General features: G+C 44.0%; 17 protein-coding genes and 1 pseudogene. 4 read left to right on the top strand and 14 right to left on the bottom strand.

Going from position 1 to position 21,860, the window contains the following annotated elements:
- From RCH20_RS10180 to RCH20_RS10160, 5 genes and pseudogenes are all read right to left on the bottom strand, one after another.
- Positions 1–77: pseudogene (locus tag RCH20_RS10180) on the bottom strand (hypothetical protein); the annotation flags it as partial.
- Between the two features lie 222 nt (positions 78–299).
- A complete protein-coding gene (fusA, locus tag RCH20_RS10175; protein WP_209956336.1) occupies positions 300–2,426 on the bottom strand; it encodes an elongation factor G in 2,127 nt (708 codons plus the stop codon).
- A 366-nt stretch (positions 2,427–2,792) separates the two neighbouring features.
- The gene (gene rpsG, locus RCH20_RS10170; protein WP_209956335.1) at positions 2,793–3,266 is read right to left on the bottom strand and encodes a 30S ribosomal protein S7; all 474 of its coding nucleotides are present in this window, start codon (positions 3,264–3,266) and stop codon (positions 2,793–2,795) included.
- 217 nt (positions 3,267–3,483) lie between these two features.
- A complete protein-coding gene (rpsL, locus tag RCH20_RS10165; RefSeq protein ID WP_201557636.1) occupies positions 3,484–3,858 on the bottom strand; it encodes a 30S ribosomal protein S12 in 375 nt (124 codons plus the stop codon).
- Between the two features lie 395 nt (positions 3,859–4,253).
- Positions 4,254–5,345, bottom strand: coding sequence for an EcsC family protein (locus RCH20_RS10160; RefSeq protein WP_209956334.1), 1,092 nt, complete (start codon positions 5,343–5,345; stop codon positions 4,254–4,256).
- A 710-nt stretch (positions 5,346–6,055) separates the two neighbouring features.
- Between RCH20_RS10160 and RCH20_RS10155 the strand changes: the two genes are divergently transcribed.
- Together RCH20_RS10155 and RCH20_RS10150 are read left to right on the top strand one after the other, a co-directional pair.
- The gene (locus RCH20_RS10155) at positions 6,056–7,300 is read left to right on the top strand and encodes a beta-ketoacyl synthase N-terminal-like domain-containing protein (RefSeq protein ID WP_327193522.1); all 1,245 of its coding nucleotides are present in this window, start codon (positions 6,056–6,058) and stop codon (positions 7,298–7,300) included.
- A gap of 3 nt (positions 7,301–7,303) precedes the next feature.
- Positions 7,304–9,148, top strand: coding sequence for an anthranilate synthase component I family protein (locus tag RCH20_RS10150; protein WP_327193521.1), 1,845 nt, complete (start codon positions 7,304–7,306; stop codon positions 9,146–9,148).
- Positions 9,149–9,350: 202 nt separating this feature from the next.
- On the opposite strand, the gene hisC is transcribed toward RCH20_RS10150, so the two are convergent.
- The 8 genes from hisC to RCH20_RS10110 all read right to left on the bottom strand — a co-directional run bounded on the left by hisC (position 9,351) and on the right by RCH20_RS10110 (position 17,818).
- Positions 9,351–10,484, bottom strand: coding sequence for a histidinol-phosphate transaminase (hisC, locus tag RCH20_RS10145; RefSeq protein WP_327193520.1), 1,134 nt, complete (start codon positions 10,482–10,484; stop codon positions 9,351–9,353).
- 63 nt (positions 10,485–10,547) lie between these two features.
- Entirely contained in the window at positions 10,548–11,843 is a 1,296-nt protein-coding gene (hisD, locus tag RCH20_RS10140; RefSeq protein WP_327193519.1) for a histidinol dehydrogenase, read from the bottom strand.
- 278 nt (positions 11,844–12,121) lie between these two features.
- Complete coding sequence (gene hisG, locus RCH20_RS10135) at positions 12,122–12,832, bottom strand: ATP phosphoribosyltransferase (RefSeq protein WP_327193518.1); 711 nt, start codon at positions 12,830–12,832, stop codon at positions 12,122–12,124.
- Between the two features lie 130 nt (positions 12,833–12,962).
- Entirely contained in the window at positions 12,963–14,231 is a 1,269-nt protein-coding gene (murA, locus tag RCH20_RS10130; RefSeq protein ID WP_327193517.1) for a UDP-N-acetylglucosamine 1-carboxyvinyltransferase, read from the bottom strand.
- 72 nt (positions 14,232–14,303) lie between these two features.
- Positions 14,304–14,555 carry a BolA family protein gene (locus RCH20_RS10125; protein ID WP_327193516.1) on the bottom strand — a complete coding sequence of 84 codons (252 nt, stop codon included), beginning with the start codon at positions 14,553–14,555 and terminating at the stop codon, positions 14,304–14,306.
- A gap of 153 nt (positions 14,556–14,708) precedes the next feature.
- Positions 14,709–15,743, bottom strand: a complete 1,035-nt coding sequence (locus tag RCH20_RS10120) for an alpha/beta hydrolase (protein WP_327193515.1) — start codon at positions 15,741–15,743, stop codon at positions 14,709–14,711.
- A 412-nt stretch (positions 15,744–16,155) separates the two neighbouring features.
- Positions 16,156–16,911, bottom strand: a complete 756-nt coding sequence (locus tag RCH20_RS10115; protein WP_327193514.1) for a BON domain-containing protein — start codon at positions 16,909–16,911, stop codon at positions 16,156–16,158.
- 271 nt (positions 16,912–17,182) lie between these two features.
- Positions 17,183–17,818, bottom strand: coding sequence for a YraN family protein (locus RCH20_RS10110; protein ID WP_327193513.1), 636 nt, complete (start codon positions 17,816–17,818; stop codon positions 17,183–17,185).
- Between the two features lie 160 nt (positions 17,819–17,978).
- On the opposite strand from RCH20_RS10110, the gene rsmI reads away from it, so the two are divergent.
- Positions 17,979–18,989 (top strand): 16S rRNA (cytidine(1402)-2'-O)-methyltransferase, encoded by a 1,011-nt coding sequence (gene rsmI, locus RCH20_RS10105; RefSeq protein WP_327193512.1) that lies wholly within the window; start codon positions 17,979–17,981, stop codon positions 18,987–18,989.
- Positions 18,990–19,197: 208 nt separating this feature from the next.
- On the top strand, positions 19,198–20,220 hold the full coding sequence (locus RCH20_RS10100) for an adenosine kinase (protein ID WP_327193511.1): 1,023 nt from the start codon (positions 19,198–19,200) through the stop codon (positions 20,218–20,220).
- Between the two features lie 266 nt (positions 20,221–20,486).
- Here RCH20_RS10100 and RCH20_RS10095 read toward each other — a convergent pair whose 3' ends face one another.
- On the bottom strand, positions 20,487–21,809 hold the full coding sequence (locus RCH20_RS10095; RefSeq protein WP_209956322.1) for an O-acetylhomoserine aminocarboxypropyltransferase/cysteine synthase family protein: 1,323 nt from the start codon (positions 21,807–21,809) through the stop codon (positions 20,487–20,489).
- Positions 21,810–21,860 lie beyond the last annotated feature (51 nt).

Below are 21,860 nucleotides of genomic sequence, written 5' to 3'. Positions count from 1 at the left end.
GTTTTACCATGGTCAACGTGTCCAATGGTGCCGACGTTGACGTGTGGCTTTTTGCGTTCAAACTTGGCCTTTGCCATGAGTGTTTCCTCTTTATTTGGGGTCAATGCTTCATTAGTGTTGATACAATAATTAAGGCAATTGTGACCGCATTAAGATAATTGTTAAAGGGTTGCACATATAGTGTGCAGATATTATAAGAAAATCACGACCAATAACAAGTCTTTTAACAAGTTATTGGCTTAATCAAAACTGACAATACAGAGTTAGGCTCTATATTGCCATTATTAAAGGGTTATTAATTACTCGTCGCCATCTTTAGAGTTGAACTTAGCGATAATAGCAGCGGATACTGATTTTGGAATCTCAGCGTACTTTTGGAATTCCATCGAGTAAGTTGCACGGCCCTGTGACATTGAACGCATCTGTGTGGCATAACCAAACATTTCTGCTAATGGCACTTCTGCACGGATCTGCTTGGTACCACCAGGCAGATCTTCCATACCTTGAACCATACCACGACGACGGTTTAAATCGCCCATAATATCGCCCATGTAATCTTCAGGGGTTTCCACTTCAACTTTCATGACTGGCTCAAGTAGTGCCGGATTAGCAGCTAAGAAGCCTTTTCTGAAAGCAATAGAACCGGCCATCTTAAATGACAACTCATCCGAGTCAACGTCATGGTAAGAACCGTCATACAAGGTCGCTTTTACGCCAACGATTGGGTAACCAGCAAGTACGCCATTTTTCATGCGTTCTCTGATACCCTTATCAACCGCACCATGGAATTCTTTTGGCACCGTACCACCAACCACTTCTTCAGCAAACTCATATAAAACGTCGCCCGCTGGATCAAGTGGCTCAAGACGTAACCACACATGACCGAATTTACCACGGCCACCGGTTTGACGGACGAATTTGCCTTCTTGTTCAATCGTCTCACGAATCGTTTCGCGATAAGCAACCTGCGGCGCACCAATGTTAGCTTCAACGCCAAACTCACGCTTCATACGATCGACAAGAATTTCTAAATGCAGCTCACCCATACCACTGATGATAGTCTGGCCAGATTCTTCATCAGTATGTACACGGAATGAAGGGTCTTCTTTCGCCAAACGACCTAGAGCAATCGACATTCTTTCTTGGTCAGCTTTGGTCTTAGGTTCGACCGCTAAACTGATCACTGGATCTGGGAATTCCATACGCTCAAGAGTAATCACGTTGCTCTCGTCGCAAAGAGTATCACCAGTAGTCACATCTTTCATGCCCACTAAAGCGGCGATATCACCAGTACGAATTTCAGCAAGCTCTTCTTGCGTGTTCGCCATCATCTGAACGATACGACCAACGCGCTCACGCTTCATTTTAACTGGGTTATAAACGCTGCTGCCCTGCTTTAAGACACCTGAATAAACACGAACAAAGGTTAAGTTACCGACGAACTTATCATTCATGATTTTGAAAGCAAGGGCTGAGAAAGGAGTGTCATCTGACGCTTCGCGGAAGCCTTCGCTTTCGTCTTTATCGTTGAGAATACCTTTAATAGCCGGTACGTCTATTGGTGCTGGTAAATAACGAATAACCGCATCCAACATTTTTTGTACGCCTTTGTTCTTAAAGGCAGTACCACAAAGTAATGGAATAATTTCGTTATCAATAGTACGTTGACGAATGGCAGCATGAATTTGATCTTGAGACAATTCGCCATTGTCTAAGTATAAATTCATTAACTCTTCAGACGCTTCAGCAGCAGTTTCGACTAAGATTTCACGAAATTCTTCCGCTTTTTCTTGTAGTTCAGCTGGGATTTCGCGCTCTTCATATTCCATACCTTGAGACGCTTCGTCCCAATAGATGGCTTTCATAGACACTAGGTCAACCACGCCTTCAAAGTCTTCTTCTTTACCAATTGGAATAACAACGGCTACTGGGTTACCACCTAAACGAGTCTTAACTTGCTCAATAACGCGGTAAAAATCAGCACCAACCCGATCCATTTTATTTACGAATGCAAGACGCGGTACTTTATATTTGTTTGCCTGACGCCATACGGTCTCAGACTGTGGTTGTACGCCGCCTACTGCACAGTAAACCATGCACGCGCCATCAAGTACCCGCATAGAACGTTCAACTTCAATCGTGAAGTCAACGTGACCTGGGGTGTCAATGATATTGATACGATGTTCAGGGAATTGCTTGGCCATACCTGACCAAAAGCAGGTAGTCGCCGCTGACGTAATAGTAATACCGCGCTCTTGTTCTTGCTCCATCCAGTCCATGGTAGCTGCGCCATCATGTACTTCGCCAATTTTGTGACTGACACCGGTATAGAACAAAACGCGCTCGGTAGTAGTTGTCTTACCAGCATCAATGTGCGCTGAGATACCAATATTACGATAGCGCTTTAGGGGAGTTATACGAGCCATAGTGTTTTCCTAGGGGAAGTCATGTATGTATTAATGTATTGTATGTCTCTACTTTATACTCTTAGCAAAAAAATCTAGCTTGGCTATTTTACTGGCCACTTGATAAACCTAATACGGTTTGACAGCGTCAGTGATAAGAATATAAAAGCATTGAATCTAGGACAAAATTGTCATAACAGATATCCGCCATCGCAGCCGTTCAAGAACTTAAATTGTGTAGCATAAGTTATGTAACAACTGAACAAGTGATAGCGGCAATCAATAGAATAAATAAGCGATAAGGTTATAGAATAACCATATACGCTGATAAATCAGTAGCGCAAATGGTTGCGTCTGATTTACCAGCACTTACAGCTTTAAGCGAACTTAGAAGCGGTAATGTGAGAATGCTTTGTTAGCATCTGCCATGCGGTGAACTTCGTCACGCTTTTTCATAGCATTACCCTTGCCTTCTGATGCATCGCCCAATTCGCCTGCAAGGCGTAGAGCCATTGATTTTTCAGAACGCTTAGCAGCTGCTTCGGCTATCCAACGCATAGCCAATGCAGTACGACGGGAGGGGCGTACTTCCATTGGTACTTGATAGGTAGCACCACCAACGCGGCGAGCTTTTACTTCTACCATTGGGCGAACATTTTCGAGAACGTCTTCGAAAAAAGATACAGGATCTTCAATGTTACGTTTTTGAGCTACAGTCTCAAGAGCACCGTAAACGATACGCTCAGCAGTAGATTTTTTACCATGGCTCATCACGTGGTTGATGAATTTAGCGATGGTTTGGCTACCAAACTTAGGATCCGGTAGGATCTCACGGGTAGCTACGACGCGACGTCTTGGCATAATAAATTTCCTTGTCTTCAGGAGAGTCTGACATTCATAATCTCATACTGGCAGCAATATATTGTGAGCGCAGTGAAGAGTTATCAGTCAGCCTTACTGCATGAGGGAGTGTTGTGGCAGCAGTTTAGTTAAATAAAATGCTCAAACCGATAACACTAATCCCATGCACAGTTAATGGGTCGTACGAATACACACTACGTTAATATTATCGCTAATATTAAACTTTAGGTTTCTTCGCACCATATTTAGAGCGACCTTGCTTACGGTCTTTTACGCCAGCGCAATCTAGTGCACCGCGAACGGTATGATAACGTACACCCGGTAGATCTTTTACACGACCACCACGGATAAGAACCACACTGTGCTCTTGTAAGTTATGACCTTCGCCGCCGATGTAGCTTGATACTTCATAGCCTGAAGTCAAACGTACACGACATACTTTACGCATGGCCGAGTTAGGTTTTTTAGGCGTGGTAGTATATACACGAGTACATACACCGCGACGTTGTGGGCACGCTTGCAACGCAGGAACTTTTGACTTTTCCTTGATTGTTTTGCGACCCTTACGAATCAATTGGTTAGTTGTTGCCATAAGGCATGCTTCTCCCGTTTGGTATAAAACAAAAAAATGGGCCAATCCACCAGCCATCTCACGCTATACGCGGATTTTTGGGGTACCCATTTTTAGGACAATGTATTATAAAGATATGTTGTTGTAATTTCAACCACTTATAGGTAGTTTTACTTTACAACGTTCAGCAGATATGCATTAAGTATACGCTACTATTGGCTAGCAATACAGCTAAGCCGTACCCGTGAAAATAAACATTTGACAAGACAAGCTTATAAAATTGTCAATTGTTAGGCACTAAGTGGTGGTATTGTCTTAACTTTCAAGACTCTATTTAACATTATTTGACATTATCTTTGTCATGCAAAAAAGTCTTAAGACACTACCACCTGTTTTTATTTCTCAATGACCAATAACTATTTTTTTACCTCTGATTTTTGCTCGCTGGTTTCTGTTTGCTTCTCATCGGCAGATTTGTTGCTATCTGATGCTTCTTCTACACGCTTCCCTGTGTCTTTTTTCTGACTGTCTGTATTTTTACTAACCTCAGCTTCGCTACTGCTGTCATCAGTGATCGCGCGATTGGCAAGCTTGGGTTCTGGTGCAAAAGTCGCTTGTGCCACGCCAATGACTTGATCGATCAAGCGGCTATTGTAACGCATGCCTACAGCGACAGCGGTTACTGGTAAGAAGCGGCGGACCCATGACAAGTCAATTTGATCCAGATCGATACCTACCTGCCCAGCAATTTTATCGACTTGTTCTGCATAGAAATTCACATTCTGATTTTTAAGGCCTAAATTTTTGAGCTCACTATGCAGACCACGGCTTTGGGCATTATCAAGTAGGCCCTTACCTACCCCAATACCTGCCAACAGCGCTTGTTTTTCTTGCATCTTACTCAAGTCAGCGTTAGCGAGTAATTCGTAAGCTGCTTTTATACCTTGTTTACCAGTCAGTGGTTTATCATAGACAGCAGCCAATTGATAAACCGTACGTAATGACACTAATAATAGCCATAAGGTATCCGCTAACAACCCTGGCAAACCGGCTAAACCCGTCAATCCACCCAGGGTTGCAAGCGCACGGTTTTGATTGGCAATAGCAGTTGCCAATGCATAACGTTGTCCGTCATCCAATGTCGCGACATTAGCGAAACGATGCTCACTTGGTAAGTCGAGCTGACTCCAACTTGAGGCCAGTTTCGCCAGCTGAGCAAAAGCACTATCCAGCGTAGATTGGAATAGCTTATCAGGGACTACTTTTTTAGCATATTTGCCATAGGTAGCAAAGCGAGTACCAAGGAGCTGTTGAGTGGTTTTTAAGGTTTGCTCACGGAATAGATCTTGTTGGTAATCGTCGTTGCCTAAATCTACCGCTTTATAGTGACTTGACTTACCTGTTTTGGTGTTAACACTATCAATTAGTGAACCCATACGCTCAAGATTACTCCGTGTAAAATAACCGATAGTCTTAATACCTTGAGAAAGAGTGCTCTGCTTTGCCATCGTTGTATCCTTAATATGATGATTGGTGTGATTAAAATAATATGCCTAAAAAGCTTAGGTTCGAATAATTTTTAACCTTTTATTGGGGTCTGCTACTTATTAGTGGTTTGCTAGGTTTAGCACAAACCATTAATAAGCTCAACATTAATTCGCTTTTGTACTGATATCTATTCTATTAGTGTAGCTAATTTTTGATATTTATGTCAGTGAGAACAATGTTATTGCTACCACGACATTTGTATCTAAAGTTATGACTTGTTCGTAACTTTAGACTGAATAATTGCCACCTCTATACCATCTGCTTGTGATCTGTCTCTTATGTTTTTGAATGTTATGATCGCTAATGTTGCCCTTATCAAAATTACTTCAGCAAGGCCTGTCAGCTTGCCTTTTAGAGTTCATGGTATTTTTACTATTATTTTGCAATTGAGCAACGTTTTTGAATCGTCGATACGTTATCATACCGTGAATTAAGGTATGATTGACCTAGTGCTTAGACAATTTTCGGTATTATTATAAAACTAAAAGAATCAAAAAATACTTGAAGTAAAGAAATTAAGCTTTGAGAAACGCCTAACAGCAAACGTCGATACATAAGCATTAAATATAGAAAGGCATTAAACATAGAAAGGCATTAAATGTAGATAAGCATTAAATGTAAAGAGGCATCAAAGCCATCATTAAAGAATCGCTATTATAAGGAATACGGTATGCGCCGAGTTGTTATTACTGGAGCAGGGATTGTCTCTTGTATCGGAAATGATTTAGCCACTGTCACCACTGCTTTAAAACAAGGGCAGTCTGGCATTAGATTTAATGAATCTTACGCTGAGCACGGCTTTAAATCGCAAGTCAGCGGTAGTATTGATAAAGGGTTACTTGACACTTCTGGTATAGATCGCAAATTGAAGCGTTTTTTTAGTGATGCCAGCCTCTATGCTTATGTGAGCGCATTGGCCGCTATTGAGCAAGCAGGGTTAGCACTTGAAACCATTAATAATAACCCACGTGTGGGAGTTATAGCAGGATCGGGTGGCGCATCAACAGAGGGGGTGGTCATCGCAGTAGATGCTATGCGCGAAAAAGGTCTGCGCGGAGTCGGTGCTATGGCAGTGCCAAAGACTATGAGCAGTTCAGTGTCTGCGGCTCTAGCGACCGGTCTCAAAATTCAAGGGGTCTCCTATTCTATTTCCTCAGCTTGCGCGACTTCAACTCACTGTATCGGCCACGCCGCTGAACTGATTCAGCTGGGCAAAGCAGACGTGGTGTTAGCCGGTGGCAGTGAAGCGGAGGACTGGACCCAGTCTTGTATGTTTGATGCTATGGGCGCAATGAGCACGCAATATAATGACACGCCAAAACAATCCTCACGTGCTTATGATAAAGATCGCGACGGTTTTGTGATTGCCGGTGGTGGGGCGATGGTGGTGGTTGAAAGCTTGGAACATGCCCAAGCGCGCGGCGCCAATATTTTAGCCGAAATTGTCGGGTATGGCGCTAGCTCTGATGGTGCTGAGATGGTTGCCCCCAGTGGCGAGGGTGCGGTACGTTGTATGCAGCAAGCTTTAGATCAGGCTGGCTTAGAGAGTGTGGATTATATTAATAGCCACGGTACCAGTACGCCATTAGGCGATATCACCGAACTGAAAGCTATTGTTGAAGTATTCGCTTCCGACAACGATGCTAAAAATACGGTCCCGCCTATTAGCTCAACCAAATCAATGACCGGTCATAGCTTAGGGGCGGTCGGTGCTCAAGAGTTGATTTACTGTTTACTTATGCTACAAGAAGAATTTATCGCCCCGAGTATTAATATTGAAAATCTTGATTCAGCTGCCGAAGGCTTTGATATCGTCACTGAAATGCGACCGGCTAAGCTTAAGACTCTTATGAGCAATAGCTTCGGCTTTGGTGGTACTAATGCCACCTTAATCATCAAAAAATTCGACGCCTAACGTATGGCGAACCCAATAGCCCGCCACGACAGCATCAATCCTGCTAACGTTAAAAGCAACCAGCCTGTTGACCAAGCCCCGCTAAAGCGCCCGCTTCAGTGGGGCTTTGGTGGTTTGTCAGCTGCAGAACTATTACCGTTGTTGCAGCAGCATTTGGCAACTCAAGATCCTAGCGCGCAGTGGCAGCTAGTATGGCTAAATAATGATGGGCAGTCAGTGGTTGGCTTACTACCTAAAGTAAGCTGGGCTGTTTATTTTCATGGCAACAATCACCATACCTCTGACTTATCTTCTATGACTACCCAAAGAGCTAACGATCAAATACCTAACTATAAAGTTATTAAAAATTGTCGTGATGATGATAATGCTATAACGACAGCCTATATGAGTTACCTAGACTGGCAAAATGAGTTAATTAATTATAGCCAAGCTCATGAGATTGGTAACAGCGATGCAAATTTGATAAACGACCAGGATGAAAATCCCAGCTATCATCACGGTCTGATTGGCTTTATTGGTTATGATATTGCGGCTCATGAGCTCAGTCCTGCATCTCAGGTCCAACAAACATCACAACCTTGTGCCACTATGGGTCATTATGACCTTTACCTGACACCGATTAACGACCCTACTAATAGCACCACCCGTTGGATTTTAAAGGTTGAAACTGGCCATACTGACCTTAGAAATACAGCAGAAAATAAGTTTATAACAGCGCTTATATCATATTTAGATACTCTGGATAACACACTGTCTACTAGTGACAGTGACAGTGACAGTGACAGTGACAGTGATAGTAATAATGCTAATCAAGCCGCACTCAAAATCAGATCAACACTTAGACCACTAGTATTGAGCGCGCAGTGGAGTAAGCTCGACTATCAGCAGGCCTTTGAGCAAACCCAAAACTATTTACAGCAAGGCGACTGTTATCAGATTAACCTGACGCAGGCATGGGGTGGCCAGTTTGTTAACTCGCGTAGCAGTAATCACGCAACAGTGACCTCCCTCATTGATTACTTACCTGCCCTCCACCACAACACCCAAGCCCCATTTGCGGGTTATTTAGGAGTTAATCGTTTAGAGAACAGCCTATCGAAACACAGCCCAGCAGAAAATAGTAATTTGGCAGCTGATCATGCAAAAATTCACAACCACTCAGATCGACCGTCATTAGACTTTGAGTTATTGAGCTGTTCACCCGAGCTGTTCTTCACCTTTATCAAAGACGTTAAGACCGGTAGGCATCATATTCGTACCAAGCCGATCAAGGGTACTATACCGCGTGGTATCAATGCCGAACAGGACTTAGTACTCAAACAGCAACTGACTGATAGTGATAAAGATCGTGCTGAGAATGTCATGATTGTTGACTTACTACGTAATGATTTGGGTAAATACGCCAAGACGGGTAGCGTAAAAGTACCACAGCTATTCACCATTGAGAGCTTTAGTAATGTCCATCATATGGTTAGCACTATTACCGCTGAGTTAAAAGAAGACACTCATCCGCTAGCAGTATTGTTCGGTAGTTTACCAGCCGGCTCGATTACGGGTACACCCAAGAAGCGCGCGGTTGAGATTATCTCTGAATTAGAAGCCGCACCGCGGGGCGCCTATTGTGGCACGATGGGTTATATGAATTTTGATGGTAGTGGCCAATGGAATGTCCTGATTCGTACGCTGCAGGCCGATACTTCATCGAGCCTAACAGGACAAGTCAATTTATGGGCAGGTGGCGGTATCACTATTGCCTCTGATAGTGAGGCTGAATACCAAGAATGTCTCGATAAAGTAGGTAACTTACTTAACGTACTGACTCAAGATAATTGGGTCAAAAAAGTATAGTTAAGAAAAGACAGCTAAATAAGACGACCTATAAATATAATCCACCTAGCAGTTCAGGGCAGATGGACGCAACCCTGAACCTATCGCTATCTTAAGTCAACAAACTATTGTCTACCAGATACGTATGATTACTATTGTAGCGTGCCGGCTGACCAGCATTGACTAGGATAGTTTTATGTATTCGATAGACATTTTTCAGCTGCTAATTAGTAACAGCAGCGTCCTGGGTTTGCAGTGCTTTTAGCGCACTAATGAGACGCTCATGTTGTGCGGCGGTACCAACAGTAATACGCAAATACTCCTGAGTACGTGGTCTATCAAAGTGGCGCACCATAATACCCTGCTCACGTAACACACGGGCTATTTCACTGGCATTACCATCCTTAGGACGCGCAAATATGAAATTGGCGTGCGATGGCAATACCTTATAGTCCAGTGCGGTCAGCTGGGCGGTCAATGAGTCGCGTAACGCTATAACCTGCTGAAGAGTTTGCTCAAAGTACGCCGTATCTAACACACTAGCCGTGGCGCCTGCTTGTGCCAACTTATCTAATGGATAGCTATTAAAGCTATTTTTCATACGGGTCAGGGCTTCGATTAATGATACATTGCCAAAAGCCATTCCCACTCGTAGGCCAGCAAGCGAACGAGATTTTGAAAAGGTTTGTGTGACTAAGATGTTATCAAACTCGTTAATCAGACTAACCGCTGATACCGCAGTGTCTGAACCGCTCTCATCTGCGTGCGCAAAATCAATATAAGCCTCATCAATGACAATCACCGAATTAGAATGCTCACTGGCAAGCTTACGTATATCGCTTAGCGATAATAATAGCCCCGTTGGTGCATTTGGATTGGCGATGATAATACCGCTACAAGGCTGACGATAGGCATCAGGGTCGATACTAAAATCAGCCTCAAGTGCAATCTGCAATAGCTCAACCCCAAAAGTTTGGGCATAGACAGGGTAAAAACTGTAGCTAATATCCGGCGCTAACACTGGACGCTCTTTGAGGAAGAAACTGGCAAATACTAGGGCTAAAACCTCATCCGAGCCATTACCCACAAATACTTGGTTGATATCTAAACCATGTAATTGTGCTAATGCAGCACGCAAATCGTCAGATTCAGGCGCAGGATACAGGCGTAACTCGTCAGCTTGATGCGCCAAAACAGTGGTGACGGCCTCACCTACTTTTGGCGAAGGAGGAAATGGGTTTTCGTTAGTATTTAGTTTGCATAAATTATCATGCTCAGACTGTTCGCCAGGTACATAAGGTGACAAGTTACGTGCTTTGGTTGACCAAAGTCTACTATCAATCTTTTGTTCGCTCATAAGTTATCCTACTATTAGCCGCATAGATGATCATAAAATAAATTTGAAATTAGCTGAAATACATTACTGATAACGATAGCGAGCTGAACGCGCATGCGCTTCTAGGTCTTCATGCTGCGCTAAAATATCTGCGGTCTCAGCAAGTGGCTTACTACCACTTTCACTACAATAAATAATAGATGACTTCTTTTGAAAGTCGTAAACGCCAAGCGGTGAGGAAAATCTTGCAGTACCTGAAGTCGGCAGCACGTGATTCGGTCCTGCACAGTAATCACCAATCGCCTCTGGCGTATGACGACCCATAAAGATAGCGCCAGCATGACGAATATCGTCAAGCAGCGCATCAGGGTCATCAACAGACAGCTCTAAATGTTCAGGTGCTATCCGATTAATGACTGCCATACCCTCCTCTCGGTCTTTAACCAAAATGAGCGCCCCACGATTTTGTAATGAATCACGGGCAATATCTGCTTTTGGTAGCTCCGTTAACGCTTTTTCAATCTCTGCTGCTACTGCTGCCAGCTGCTCTGCACTAGTGGTTACAAAAATTGCTTGGGCGATACGATCATGCTCGGCTTGGGATAATAAATCCATCGCCAGCCAATCGGCACGGTCATCTGCCTCACCTTCAGCATACACCAGCACTTCAGAGGGACCTGCAATCATGTCAATACCCACTTGCCCAAACACTGCCCGTTTGGCCGCAGCAACATACTTATTACCTGGGCCAGTAATTTTATCCACTGCTGGTATCGTTGCTGTACCGTACGCCAATGCGGCTACCGCTTGGGCACCACCAATCGTAAAGACTCGATCAACTTGAGCCAGATGCGCTGCTGCCAGTACCAGTGGATTGAGTACGCCTTTTGGTGCTGGCACAACCATGATAATTTCAGTAACCCCAGCAACTTTAGCAGGAATAGCATTCATCAGCACTGAAGAGGGATAAGAAGCCAAGCCGCCCGGTACATAAATACCCACCCGATCAAGTGCGGTGACTTTCTGACCTAAGCGATTACCCAGTTCATCATTATAATACCAGGTTTCTTGAACTTGACGTTCGTGAAAGGTTTGCACCCGTGATGCAGCAGTCGTTAATGCCGCTCTTACCTCATCATCAAGAGACGCAAAAGCTTCAGCGAGCGCCTCTTTTGATAGCTCTAACTCGCTCATAGCCGTTGCTGGATGCTGATCAAATTGCTGAGTTAACGCTAATACCACGCCATCACCGTCAGCACGTACCTGAGCGATGATGTCATCAACCGTTTTTAACAAGTTGGCATCGTTAACCGTTTCAAAAGCAAGCAGCGCTGTTAACTGCTGCTCAAAATCGACATCTTGGGTACTTAACTGGCGCATAACGTAATCCTATGTTTGAGCTAAAATGCGGTTCTAAAAATAAAGGGACTGTCGCTGATTGGTAGTCATAAAGCACATCATGTCTGTTTATTCATTGCTATGATATTGAAAGGTTGCTGATATTTTATTTTTTAGCAAGCAGAGACCACAAAACCAGTTTAGCACGCAATATCTATCTTACAGCGCTAAACTGGTTTGAAAATACGTATGACCATGCTTTGTATTACCAATGATTGCGTTTTTTGCGGTCGTAACCAGTCATAACAGTTGCTTTAGGGTTACGAAGCGGTAGCGATGCTGTCTTTAAAACTATCAAGAATTGGCTCAAGCAGCGCAAATTTGCGCTTATAACTGACTTGATTGACAATGAGGCGTGAGGACACATCGCAAATATGGTCACGTGCCTCAAGACCGTTAGCACGTAGCGTATTACCGGTATCGACCACATCGACGATTAAATCCCCTAAACCTACCAGTGGCGCAAGTTCCATTGAGCCGTAGAGCTTAATGACATCGACTTGCTGACCTTGACTGGCAAAGTAAGCACGCGCGACATTAACGTATTTAGTCGCGATACGCAGACGGCGATTGGGTAGCGGCGCCCCTTTGACGCCAGCAGTCATTAACTTACATTGAGCGATTTGCAAATCTAATAACTCATAGACATGATTGGCACCATGCTCAAGCAATACGTCTTTACCAGCAACGCCAAAGTCGGCAGCACCATGTTCCACATAAGTGGGGACATCACTGGCCCGTAAAATCAGTACACGGACATTAGGGTTTGAAGTCGGAAAGATAAGTTTGCGTGACGCTTCAGGATCTTCGAGTAACTCAACGCCTGCTGCCTTTAATAGTGGCATGGTTTCTTCTAAAATACGCCCTTTAGATAAGGCCAGCGTCAATCCAGTGAACTCATCATTCACTTCATTCACTAAAACACTGGTTGGTAGGTGTTCGATTTGCTCAGTCTCAGTTTTTTCAGTCATAGGGGCATCATGTCCGTGTACGGTTGGGGACCCTCTATAGTCTGTCTACTATAAGATAGGGATTGTTAATCTGTCATTATGAAAAACGTTAGCTCAGCGTAAAAATCGTCTAGTTGCGAGTTGTTAGCTGCTACCTATTGGTATTAATCCGCTCGATATTGACACCCAATGCGCGCAACTTGTTTTCCACATCCTCATAGCCCCGATCGATATGATAAATGCGATCTATTAAGCTCTCACCTTCAGCGGCGGCAGCGGCCATTACTAGGGACATGGAAGCGCGCAAATCGGTCGCCATCACAGGAGCAGCGGTAAAGCGCTCAACACCTTTAACGATAGCAGTATTGCCATCTACTTGGATAGAAGCGCCCAAGCGATTTAGTTCTGGCACGTGCATATAACGGTTTTCAAATATATTTTCAGTAATAGTACTCGTGCCATCAGCGAGGCAACAAATGGCCATCAGCTGCGCTTGCATATCTGTCGGAAAACCAGGATGCGGCTGGGTACGAATATCGACCGGCTTTGGTCGTCCTGTCATCTGTGCGCGAATCCAATCGTCACCTGTAGTAATGATAGCACCCATCGATTCAAATTTTTCTAACACGGGATGCAATAAGCTCGCGGTAGTGTTTTTGGTTAATACATCACCACAAGTCATTAGTGCACCGGCCAAATATGAGCCAGTTTCAATACGATCAGGCACTACTGAATATTCGCACCCGTGCAGACGCTCGACGCCTTCAATAGTCATAACTGCGGTACCAATACCATTAATTTTGGCCCCCATAGCCACTAGCATATTGGCTAAGTCGACCACTTCTGGCTCAAGGGCACAATTGCCCAAAACCGTTGTACCTTTTGCTAGAGCGGCTGCCATAATGACGTTTTCAGTACCACCAACCGTGATCATATCAAAGGTAAAATGACAGCCAAGTAGTCTACCGCCTTTAGGGGCCTGCGCTTTCACGTAGCCGTTTTCGACACTAATGTTGGCACCCATGGCTTCAAAAGCCTTCAGATGCTGATCAACCGGACGGGAGCCAATAGCGCAGCCACCAGGTAGCGACACTTCTGCTTCACCAAAACGTGCGAGTAGCGGGCCTAGCACCAAAATTGAGGCGCGCATAGTCTTAACCAAGTCATACGGCGCGTAGAAATTATCGATATTTTTAGTGTCGCAAGTGACGGTATCGTCTTGTTTCTGGATAGTGATACCCATGCCACCGATCAACTCGATCAACGTTCGCACATCTAGTAATGATGGGACATTATGCAATGTCGTTGGTGTCTCCGCCAATATCATGGCTGCCAATAAAGGCAAAGCGGCATTCTTGGCGCCCGAGATAGTGACTTCCCCAGCAATACGACTGCTTCCAGTGATTAAAAATTGATCCATAAAAGTAACTGCCTAACTGTTAATGTAAATAAGGAGTGTGGAAATGAATAACTATGACACTAAAGCAATGAGCTAGCCTTGTGATTGAATTTCCCATTCAGCTGGTGTTAGTGCCTGAATGTTAAGCGCATGAATATCGCCACTAGCAATTTTATCGTTTACTAGCGCATAAATAGCCTGTTGACGCTGAACCGAACGTTTACCTTCAAAGCTGGCATCAACCACTCGCACATCAAACTTATTGCCTTGGTTGGCAGCTTGAATAAAAGCTTCTGGGAAATGCTGCTGTAAAAATGCGATTAAATCGTCAGCGTTCATGCTCATAGGATATCCTGTTTTGTCTTTAAAATAGATTTTGAATTCAATAGTGGGTCATTATAACAAGAGTTTGACTGTCTTACAGTACTCTCTACTAATATACGTTCGAGCTTTGGCCCGTTGAAGTCGCTGATAGTGACTGGTAATACTGGTAGGGTGTTAATTGAGCTCTTTATCTAAATAAGTTAATACTTGCGCGCGCACATCATTAACCCAGCGCAGTGGCGAGGCCATCGCGCCGATGCTAGTGGCGTGACTTGCACCTTCAATTTCACCATTTTCAACGTCCGCACCGTACGCTTTTAACGCTTTAGTCATTTTTATGGTATTGGATTCATAGACAATTTCATCATTTTCAGCCGTGAGCAATAAGTACGGAGGCTGCGAGCCTTTAATATGTCTATCAGGCATGACCTCATCGGGCGTTGCCTCTGCTGGAAAGGCGGTAGCGCTACTAAACTTGCGGAAATCATAGCTATAAGGGCCCGCGATACCGACTACCGCGCTAATATCTTTAGGGCTAATACCATAAGGGGCTAAAAAATCCTCATTAGATACCGCTGCCATCATATTAAACGCCCCAGCTGAGTGCCCGACTACGGCTAAACGCTGCGGATCGGCATAAAATCTGGCCGCATTATTATAACTCCAAGCAATAGCTTGGGCGGTATCTTTGACATAAGCAGGATAAACGTACTCAGGCGCTTTACGGTAATTAATCACCGCTGTAACATAGCCCGCTTGTGCAAAACTTTGTCCAACAAAGGCATACTCTTCTTTAGTCCCACTCTCCCATGAGCCACCGTGAACGAACACTACCATAGGATAGCTATTGCTAACGGTATTCTGTGCTTTCATTGCCTGTGTTAACGGCTTAGGATAATAGATGTCTAAATCTTGTAGCGGTTCGCTACCGTATGCTATATTTTTACTTACCCCAACGCCGCCACTTGGAGAGATGCCATTTAACACACCTAGTACCGATATTGCTTGAGCTTGCTGTGCCGCCAGAGCGATACCGCCCATGGCTACTATGGCGCTCACACCAGTGCTTGCCAGCTTAAGCCTGCGCGATTTAGATACTTTTGACTTTGCAGGAGCAGGTTCACGTGCGGTTAGATTATTAATTTCAGTATCGTTAATTTTAGTATCGTTAATTTCAGTATCTTGCAGCGGCTTATTTGAGTCCTTCATGTCCAGTACCCTTATTGTTTTTCAGTCCACAGTCAATAATATACCGACCGCACTATTTATTTCCATTACTGCACTATTTATTTCCATTACTGCACTATTTATTTCCATTACCGCACTATTTATTTTCATTACCGCACTATTTATTTTCATATGAGCTTCTCTATTACTGTCATTTTAACGGATCACTGTTATTTTACTGGCTGTTTGGGCATTTACCGTATTTTTACGGTTACGACTGCTTAGATTAATTGTCAGCGTCATTTAAATAGAAAGATAGAATATGAGATAAAGCGCAACACCTAATAAAAATGCAGTACCGACCAGCAAGCAGCAGCCTATATAGGCTACTTAGTACTTATTATTAGCGATATCCGTAGCCACCATATTTATATTCATGTCTGTATTGGCTATTTTACTGATTTTGATATAAATCAATATAAGGACTGGAGGATCCTTCAAGCTCGTCATCTTCTGTTCCAGCAGCGGCTGGTGCGCTATTTCCCGCTGCGCTTGCCGAGTTAGTATTTCTAACGATTGGCGTTGCAAATGCAGGTGAAGCCGCGGCACTGGCTAAACTCTGCTCAAACATAATATCTTCATCACTAATCGGCGCACCACTATCATTAACGACAGTGGTTAGCAGGACCAACTCAGTGATACCCACCGTACCGGTGGCGATATCGATCACATGACTTTGCTGAGTGGGCGTCATCCTTCCCATGATGTAAACCACACCATTATGAGTCACCGCTCTAATTTGCGCGGCCTTTACGTTGTTATTAGCGATTACTTTCGCCAGTAGCTTTGAGGTGATGTAGCCATCTTGAATGGTAGAGCTGTAGCCTCGAGCCACACTAACCTCCAGTTCATTATAGACCTGCCGTACATCTGGCATAGACCTAACCACCTTTTCAATTTGCACTTTGAGCGCCTCAGTAGGTACCTCACCACTAAGTAGTACCTCACTATTAAAGCTATCTATACTCATACGACTATTTTGCTGTAAATTCTCTTGTAAACTATAAATATTAATCTTGACGGTATGTTCAATACTGCGATCCAGCAGACGCTGCGGAATGGTACGTTCAGTCATCGGCACACCATATGTACCAGTGGTACTGTTAGTCAGATAATTGGTTGTACAACCGGTGAGTACGATACTAGTCATTAGCATAATACCTATGGTGGTGCGGAGCGGCCATTTGAAAGTAGCGTTGAACAAATGCATCCTTGTCATTATTTACCTCATAGAGCATGGTTTAAAGCAGGGTTGTTTCGATTATTTAAATTACTTTATAGTAGTCATATAACAGTCACATAGTAGTCATTTTATTTCAGCTACTTTACTTAATTTTTGTCATCAGCGGTTAGGTATTTGGTAACGGCAGCTTGTTACTCTGCTTTATTGACTACTTGAATGGACGGTTCATCGCTATCTACTACCAGGCCTTGGCCATAAATGCCCCTATCAGCCATTCCGGCTGGCTATTTATTGGGCTGTCCTCTATTAGTTGATCTTCTACTAGCGGTTGTTCTACTAAACCGTTTGCTTGCTTAGAATCCGCTGAAATATCAAGTGAATAATCTCTATGACTATCAATTGTTGTGGTATGACCTTTATCACTATCCATATTCTTAGCAAGCCGTGTGACGTTATAGGCAATCACATCAAACCGGCAGTCATAATGGGCATATTTAGGATGCTGACTTAAAAAGTATTTGGCTGTTTTAATGATCTTACGTTGTTTGGCTTTGGTAACGCTGAGCGCCGCATCACCGTAACCTGAACGCAGCCGCTGACGCACTTCAATAAACACTAAAGTCGACCAGGCCGGTCCTGATTCTACCATTACCAGATCTAGCTCACCCACTTTGGGCTGCTGCCAATTTTGTGCAACTAATAACAATCCTTGCGCTTGTAGAAACTCACATGCCTGGCGCTCAAAATAACTACCTTGGCGCTGCTTCGGTGACGTCAACGCCAACGGGCGGTGAGAGTTGCCTTTATGAGTACTTTTACTAGTACTTTTATTGGCGTTTTTGTCAGCATTGTTATTAGCATTACCATTAGCCATAGCACTGCCTACCCTAGATTAACATTTCAAAGTTATCATAGCATATCATGCTAAACTAGCTACTTTTGCGCCTTTACTACCTATTAGCGACCACTTGTATGAGTGGCGTTTGGTTGGTAGTGGCTCAGCATTATCTATTTTTCACATCTTCGAGGTTTTCATGGCTATCCCTACTACGATGCCAGCTTGTCTGTATATCGTTGCAACCCCCATTGGTAATCTAAGCGATATGACTCCGCGCGCCATCGATACCTTAAAGCAGGTGGCGATCATTGCTTGTGAAGACACACGTACCTCAGGTAGGCTGTTGGCGCATTTCGGCATTCATACTAAAGGCGATAGCAGCGATAACGATGGATCTAATGCTAGCCACAATTCCGATAAAAACAGTTCTGATAAAAACAGTTCCGATAAAAACAATTCTGATAAAAATAAGCCTAATGATAAAGATGACAGCACTACCGACCATAAAACCAAAGGTCATAACAAGCTATGGGCGTACCATGAACATAACAGCGCGGTTCAAACACCCAAAATTATTGAGATGATTCAACAAGGTCATTCGGTCGCCTTAATTAGTGATGCGGGTACGCCCTTGGTCAGTGATCCTGGCTATCAGCTGGTACAAGCCGCTCATGCTGCTGGGGTGGCCGTCTCCCCTATTGTTGGTGCCTCAGCGGCTATTGCAGCGCTGTCAGTAGCAGGCCTACCCTCAGACCGTTTTAGCTTTATTGGTTTTTTGCCAGCTAAGACTCATGGACGCCAAAAACAATTGACTGATTTAAAATCACGCCCTGAAACCCTAATATTTTATGAAGCGCCGCATCGTATTATAAAAAGCCTAGAAGATATGGCCGCAGTATTCGGGCCAGAGCGCGGCGTCACTTTTTGTCGCGAGCTAACCAAAACTTTTGAGACTGTGCATAAAAGCACACTTAGCGCTCTAATTGAATTTGTCAAAGCTGATGACAATCAGCAGCGCGGTGAGATGGTGGTGGTAATAGCTGGCGATAACGCTACACAGGATGACAACGACCTTAGTGTTCATGATGAGCTATTGCAGCGTTTATTAGAAGATTTGTCAGTCAAAAAGGCGGCTGCATTGGCCGCAGATATTACTGGCGTAAAGAAAAATGCACTCTACCAACGGTTACTTGAGCTACAAGCTTAGGTCGTCGCTATTTTTATTATTCTTGAGGTGTAGTATTAATGAGATTTCAAATAAGACAAATTGACGCTCAATACAAAATACTTCGCCATAAATACATTGATCAGAAGTTTGACGCGGTTTAACTTAAATTTAACCCTGTTAAGACCATAAAATGAATTCATGTGCTCATTGATGACACACTCTAATACTCAAGTAGGAGAAACATATAATGTACGATGTAATGGCGATAGGTAATGCGTTGGTTGACCATGAGTATGTGTTGACAGACGCAGCGCTAGAAGATACTGGACTGGTTAAGGGTAATATGACCTTGGCAGAGCTTGAAGAACAGCAGCAGCTGTTGGCTTTTTTTACCCTGGCAGAAATTGAGCCTTCCAAACAAGCCGGTGGTGGCTCAGCGGCTAATGCTATGTTTGCTTTTGCCAGCTTAGGCGGTAAACCATTTTATGCCTGCCGCGTGGGTGATGATAAACAGGGGCAGTTTTATTTACAAGACTTGCATCAAGCGGGTGTTGCCACCTCAGCACAGTCTATACATGCTGGCGGTGTGACTGGCTCATGCGTGGTTGCGGTGACCGATGATGGCGAACGCACCATGCAAACTTACCTTGGCACCTCAAGCGATATTACCGCTGACAATGTCGACTTCGACGCGTTGACGCAGGCAGATTGGCTCTATCTAGAAGGCTATTTGGCGATGTCTGAGAGTATCCAGCCAGCGATGACCCAATTGCGTCAACAAGCGGGTATTCACGGCGCTAAAATTGCAGTGAGCTTTGCTGATCCAGCAGTGGTTAAGTTTGCTAAAGACGGTCTGCTCAATATGCTAGGCAACAAGGTAGCCGTGATATTTTGTAATAGTGAAGAAGCTCGGTTGTTCACTGATAAAAAACAAACCAAAGCAGCAGCGCGTGCCCTACTTGAGCATTGCCAGATTGCCGTAGTGACTGATGGTGCAAAGGGTGCCGTTATCGCCCAAAAATCTGAAAATGATACCGACGATATTGTTATTCACGACATTGCGACACCAACGGTTGCTAGTGTTATTGATACCAATGGCGCAGGTGATAACTATGCGGGTGCCTTCTTATATGCGTTGTCGCAACAGTATAGCTTGCCAGAATGTGGTCGACTTGCCAGCGAAGTCTCAGCCCAAGTCATTCAGCAGTTTGGCCCACGTTTAGAGTCGCAAGATTATCAAGAAATTGCAAAGCGGGTGCTGTCTGCTTAAGTATAGCCAATGAACAGTAATATCGATACACAACCTACTACTGGCATAAGTTTTTCTTGCTTGCTGTGCCTACGCAGACAGAGGCTGCAAAAAGCTTATACCAGTAGTACCGTCGCGTTTTTAAGGTATTTTAACTATATTTAATTTGACGTTTAAATTTTTGAGCAAGCAATTGAATATAAAAAAAGCCCATATCAAACCGATATGGGCTTTTTACCATCAACTTTTGACCAAAGCGCTTAACTATTTATACATAAATCTTTGAATTACGCAGAAGCTAAGGCTTGTGCCAAATCTGCTTTGATATCTTCAATATGCTCAATACCAATAGACAAACGTACCATATCTGTACTAACACCTGCCTTTTCTAACTCTTGTTCATTCAGCTGGCGATGGGTGGTGGTTGCTGGATGACAAGCTAATGATTTGGCATCACCAATATTGACCAAGCGAGTAATCAGCTGCAAGGCATCGATAAAGCGCGCCCCTGCTTCGAGACCGCCTTTTACCCCAAAGGTCAAAATAGCCGATGGCGTGCCTTTCATATAACGCTGGGCCAGCTCGTGATCAGGATGATCTGGTAAACCGGCATATTTCACCCAAGCTACTTTATCATGGTCGCGCAGATATTCAGCAACGGCCTGCGCGTTCTGGACATGACGCTCCATCCGTAAACTTAAGGTCTCCATGCCTTGCATGATACTAAAGGCATTTAGCGGACTTAACGCTGCACCAGTATTACGCAGAGGCGCAACGCGAGCACGAGCAATGAATGCAGCAGCGCCCACGTCTTTGACGAAGTTTACGCCATGATAGCTGGCATCAGGGGTATTAAGTAGCGGGAAGCGTTCAGGATAATCACCCCAAGGGAAGGTACCACTGTCAACAATCGCACCGCCAATGGAAGTGCCAGTACCGCTCATATACTTAGTCAATGAATGCACGACAATATCAGCGCCAAATTCAAACGGACGGCAGAGTGCTGGCGTAGCAACCGTATTATCAATAACTACGGGCACACCATATTCATGAGCAATATCACTTAGCGTTTGAATATCAACAATATTACCCAACGGATTACCGATACTTTCTGCAAAAATCATCTTAGTCTTATCATCGATTAAATCGCGGATGGACTCAGGATTGGTATGGTCAAAGAAGCGTACTTCGATACCTTGACGGGGTAAGGCATGAGCAAATAAATTATAAGTACCACCATATAACGTTGAGGTGGTCACAATATTGTCACCCATTTCACAAATAGTCTGTACGGCATAGGTGATGGCCGCCATTCCTGATGCCACTGCCAATCCACCTATTCCGCCTTCAAGCGCGGCAACACGTTCCTCTAAGACTGCATTGGTTGGATTCATGATGCGCGTATAGATATTGCCTGCGACTTTTAGATCAAATAAATCCGCACCATGCTGAGTGTCATCAAACGCATACGAACTGGTGTGATATATCGGCACAGCCACCGCTTTAGTGGTCGGCTCAACAGTGTAGCCAGCATGAATTGCCAGTGTTTCTAGGTGGTGGGTATTTTTTGGGCTATTGTCTGTATTAGTATCTGATTGTCCATCACTCATAACATATTCCTTAGCATTAATGAAAAGTTATCTCTAAAAAGCTATCGCCTA

Source organism: Psychrobacter sp. PL15, assembly GCF_035984995.1.
GTDB lineage: Bacteria > Pseudomonadota > Gammaproteobacteria > Pseudomonadales > Moraxellaceae > Psychrobacter.
The sequence above is the reverse complement of the archived record's forward strand: the minus strand, read 5'-3'. Positions and strand labels throughout refer to the sequence as shown.

Excerpts from the sequence above, each read along its gene's own strand:
- RCH20_RS10100 (WP_327193511.1), top strand. The coding sequence starts at position 19,198 with ATGTACGATGTAATGGCGATAGGTAATGCGTTGGTTGACCATGAGTAT.
- RCH20_RS10095 (WP_209956322.1), bottom strand. The coding sequence starts at position 21,809 with ATGAGTGATGGACAATCAGATACTAATACAGACAATAGCCCAAAAAAT.
- RCH20_RS10120 (WP_327193515.1), bottom strand. The coding sequence starts at position 15,743 with ATGAAGGACTCAAATAAGCCGCTGCAAGATACTGAAATTAACGATACT.
- rsmI (WP_327193512.1), top strand. The coding sequence starts at position 17,979 with ATGGCTATCCCTACTACGATGCCAGCTTGTCTGTATATCGTTGCAACC.
- fusA (WP_209956336.1), bottom strand. The coding sequence starts at position 2,426 with ATGGCTCGTATAACTCCCCTAAAGCGCTATCGTAATATTGGTATCTCA.
- RCH20_RS10110 (WP_327193513.1), bottom strand. The coding sequence starts at position 17,818 with ATGGCTAATGGTAATGCTAATAACAATGCTGACAAAAACGCCAATAAA.
- RCH20_RS10125 (WP_327193516.1), bottom strand. The coding sequence starts at position 14,555 with ATGAGCATGAACGCTGACGATTTAATCGCATTTTTACAGCAGCATTTC.
- hisG (WP_327193518.1), bottom strand. The coding sequence starts at position 12,832 with ATGACTGAAAAAACTGAGACTGAGCAAATCGAACACCTACCAACCAGT.
- hisD (WP_327193519.1), bottom strand. The coding sequence starts at position 11,843 with ATGCGCCAGTTAAGTACCCAAGATGTCGATTTTGAGCAGCAGTTAACA.
- RCH20_RS10115 (WP_327193514.1), bottom strand. The coding sequence starts at position 16,911 with ATGACTAGTATCGTACTCACCGGTTGTACAACCAATTATCTGACTAAC.
- hisC (WP_327193520.1), bottom strand. The coding sequence starts at position 10,484 with ATGAGCGAACAAAAGATTGATAGTAGACTTTGGTCAACCAAAGCACGT.
- rpsL (WP_201557636.1), bottom strand. The coding sequence starts at position 3,858 with ATGGCAACAACTAACCAATTGATTCGTAAGGGTCGCAAAACAATCAAG.
- RCH20_RS10150 (WP_327193521.1), top strand. The coding sequence starts at position 7,304 with ATGGCGAACCCAATAGCCCGCCACGACAGCATCAATCCTGCTAACGTT.
- murA (WP_327193517.1), bottom strand. The coding sequence starts at position 14,231 with ATGGATCAATTTTTAATCACTGGAAGCAGTCGTATTGCTGGGGAAGTC.
- rpsG (WP_209956335.1), bottom strand. The coding sequence starts at position 3,266 with ATGCCAAGACGTCGCGTCGTAGCTACCCGTGAGATCCTACCGGATCCT.
- RCH20_RS10155 (WP_327193522.1), top strand. The coding sequence starts at position 6,056 with ATGCGCCGAGTTGTTATTACTGGAGCAGGGATTGTCTCTTGTATCGGA.
- RCH20_RS10160 (WP_209956334.1), bottom strand. The coding sequence starts at position 5,345 with ATGGCAAAGCAGAGCACTCTTTCTCAAGGTATTAAGACTATCGGTTAT.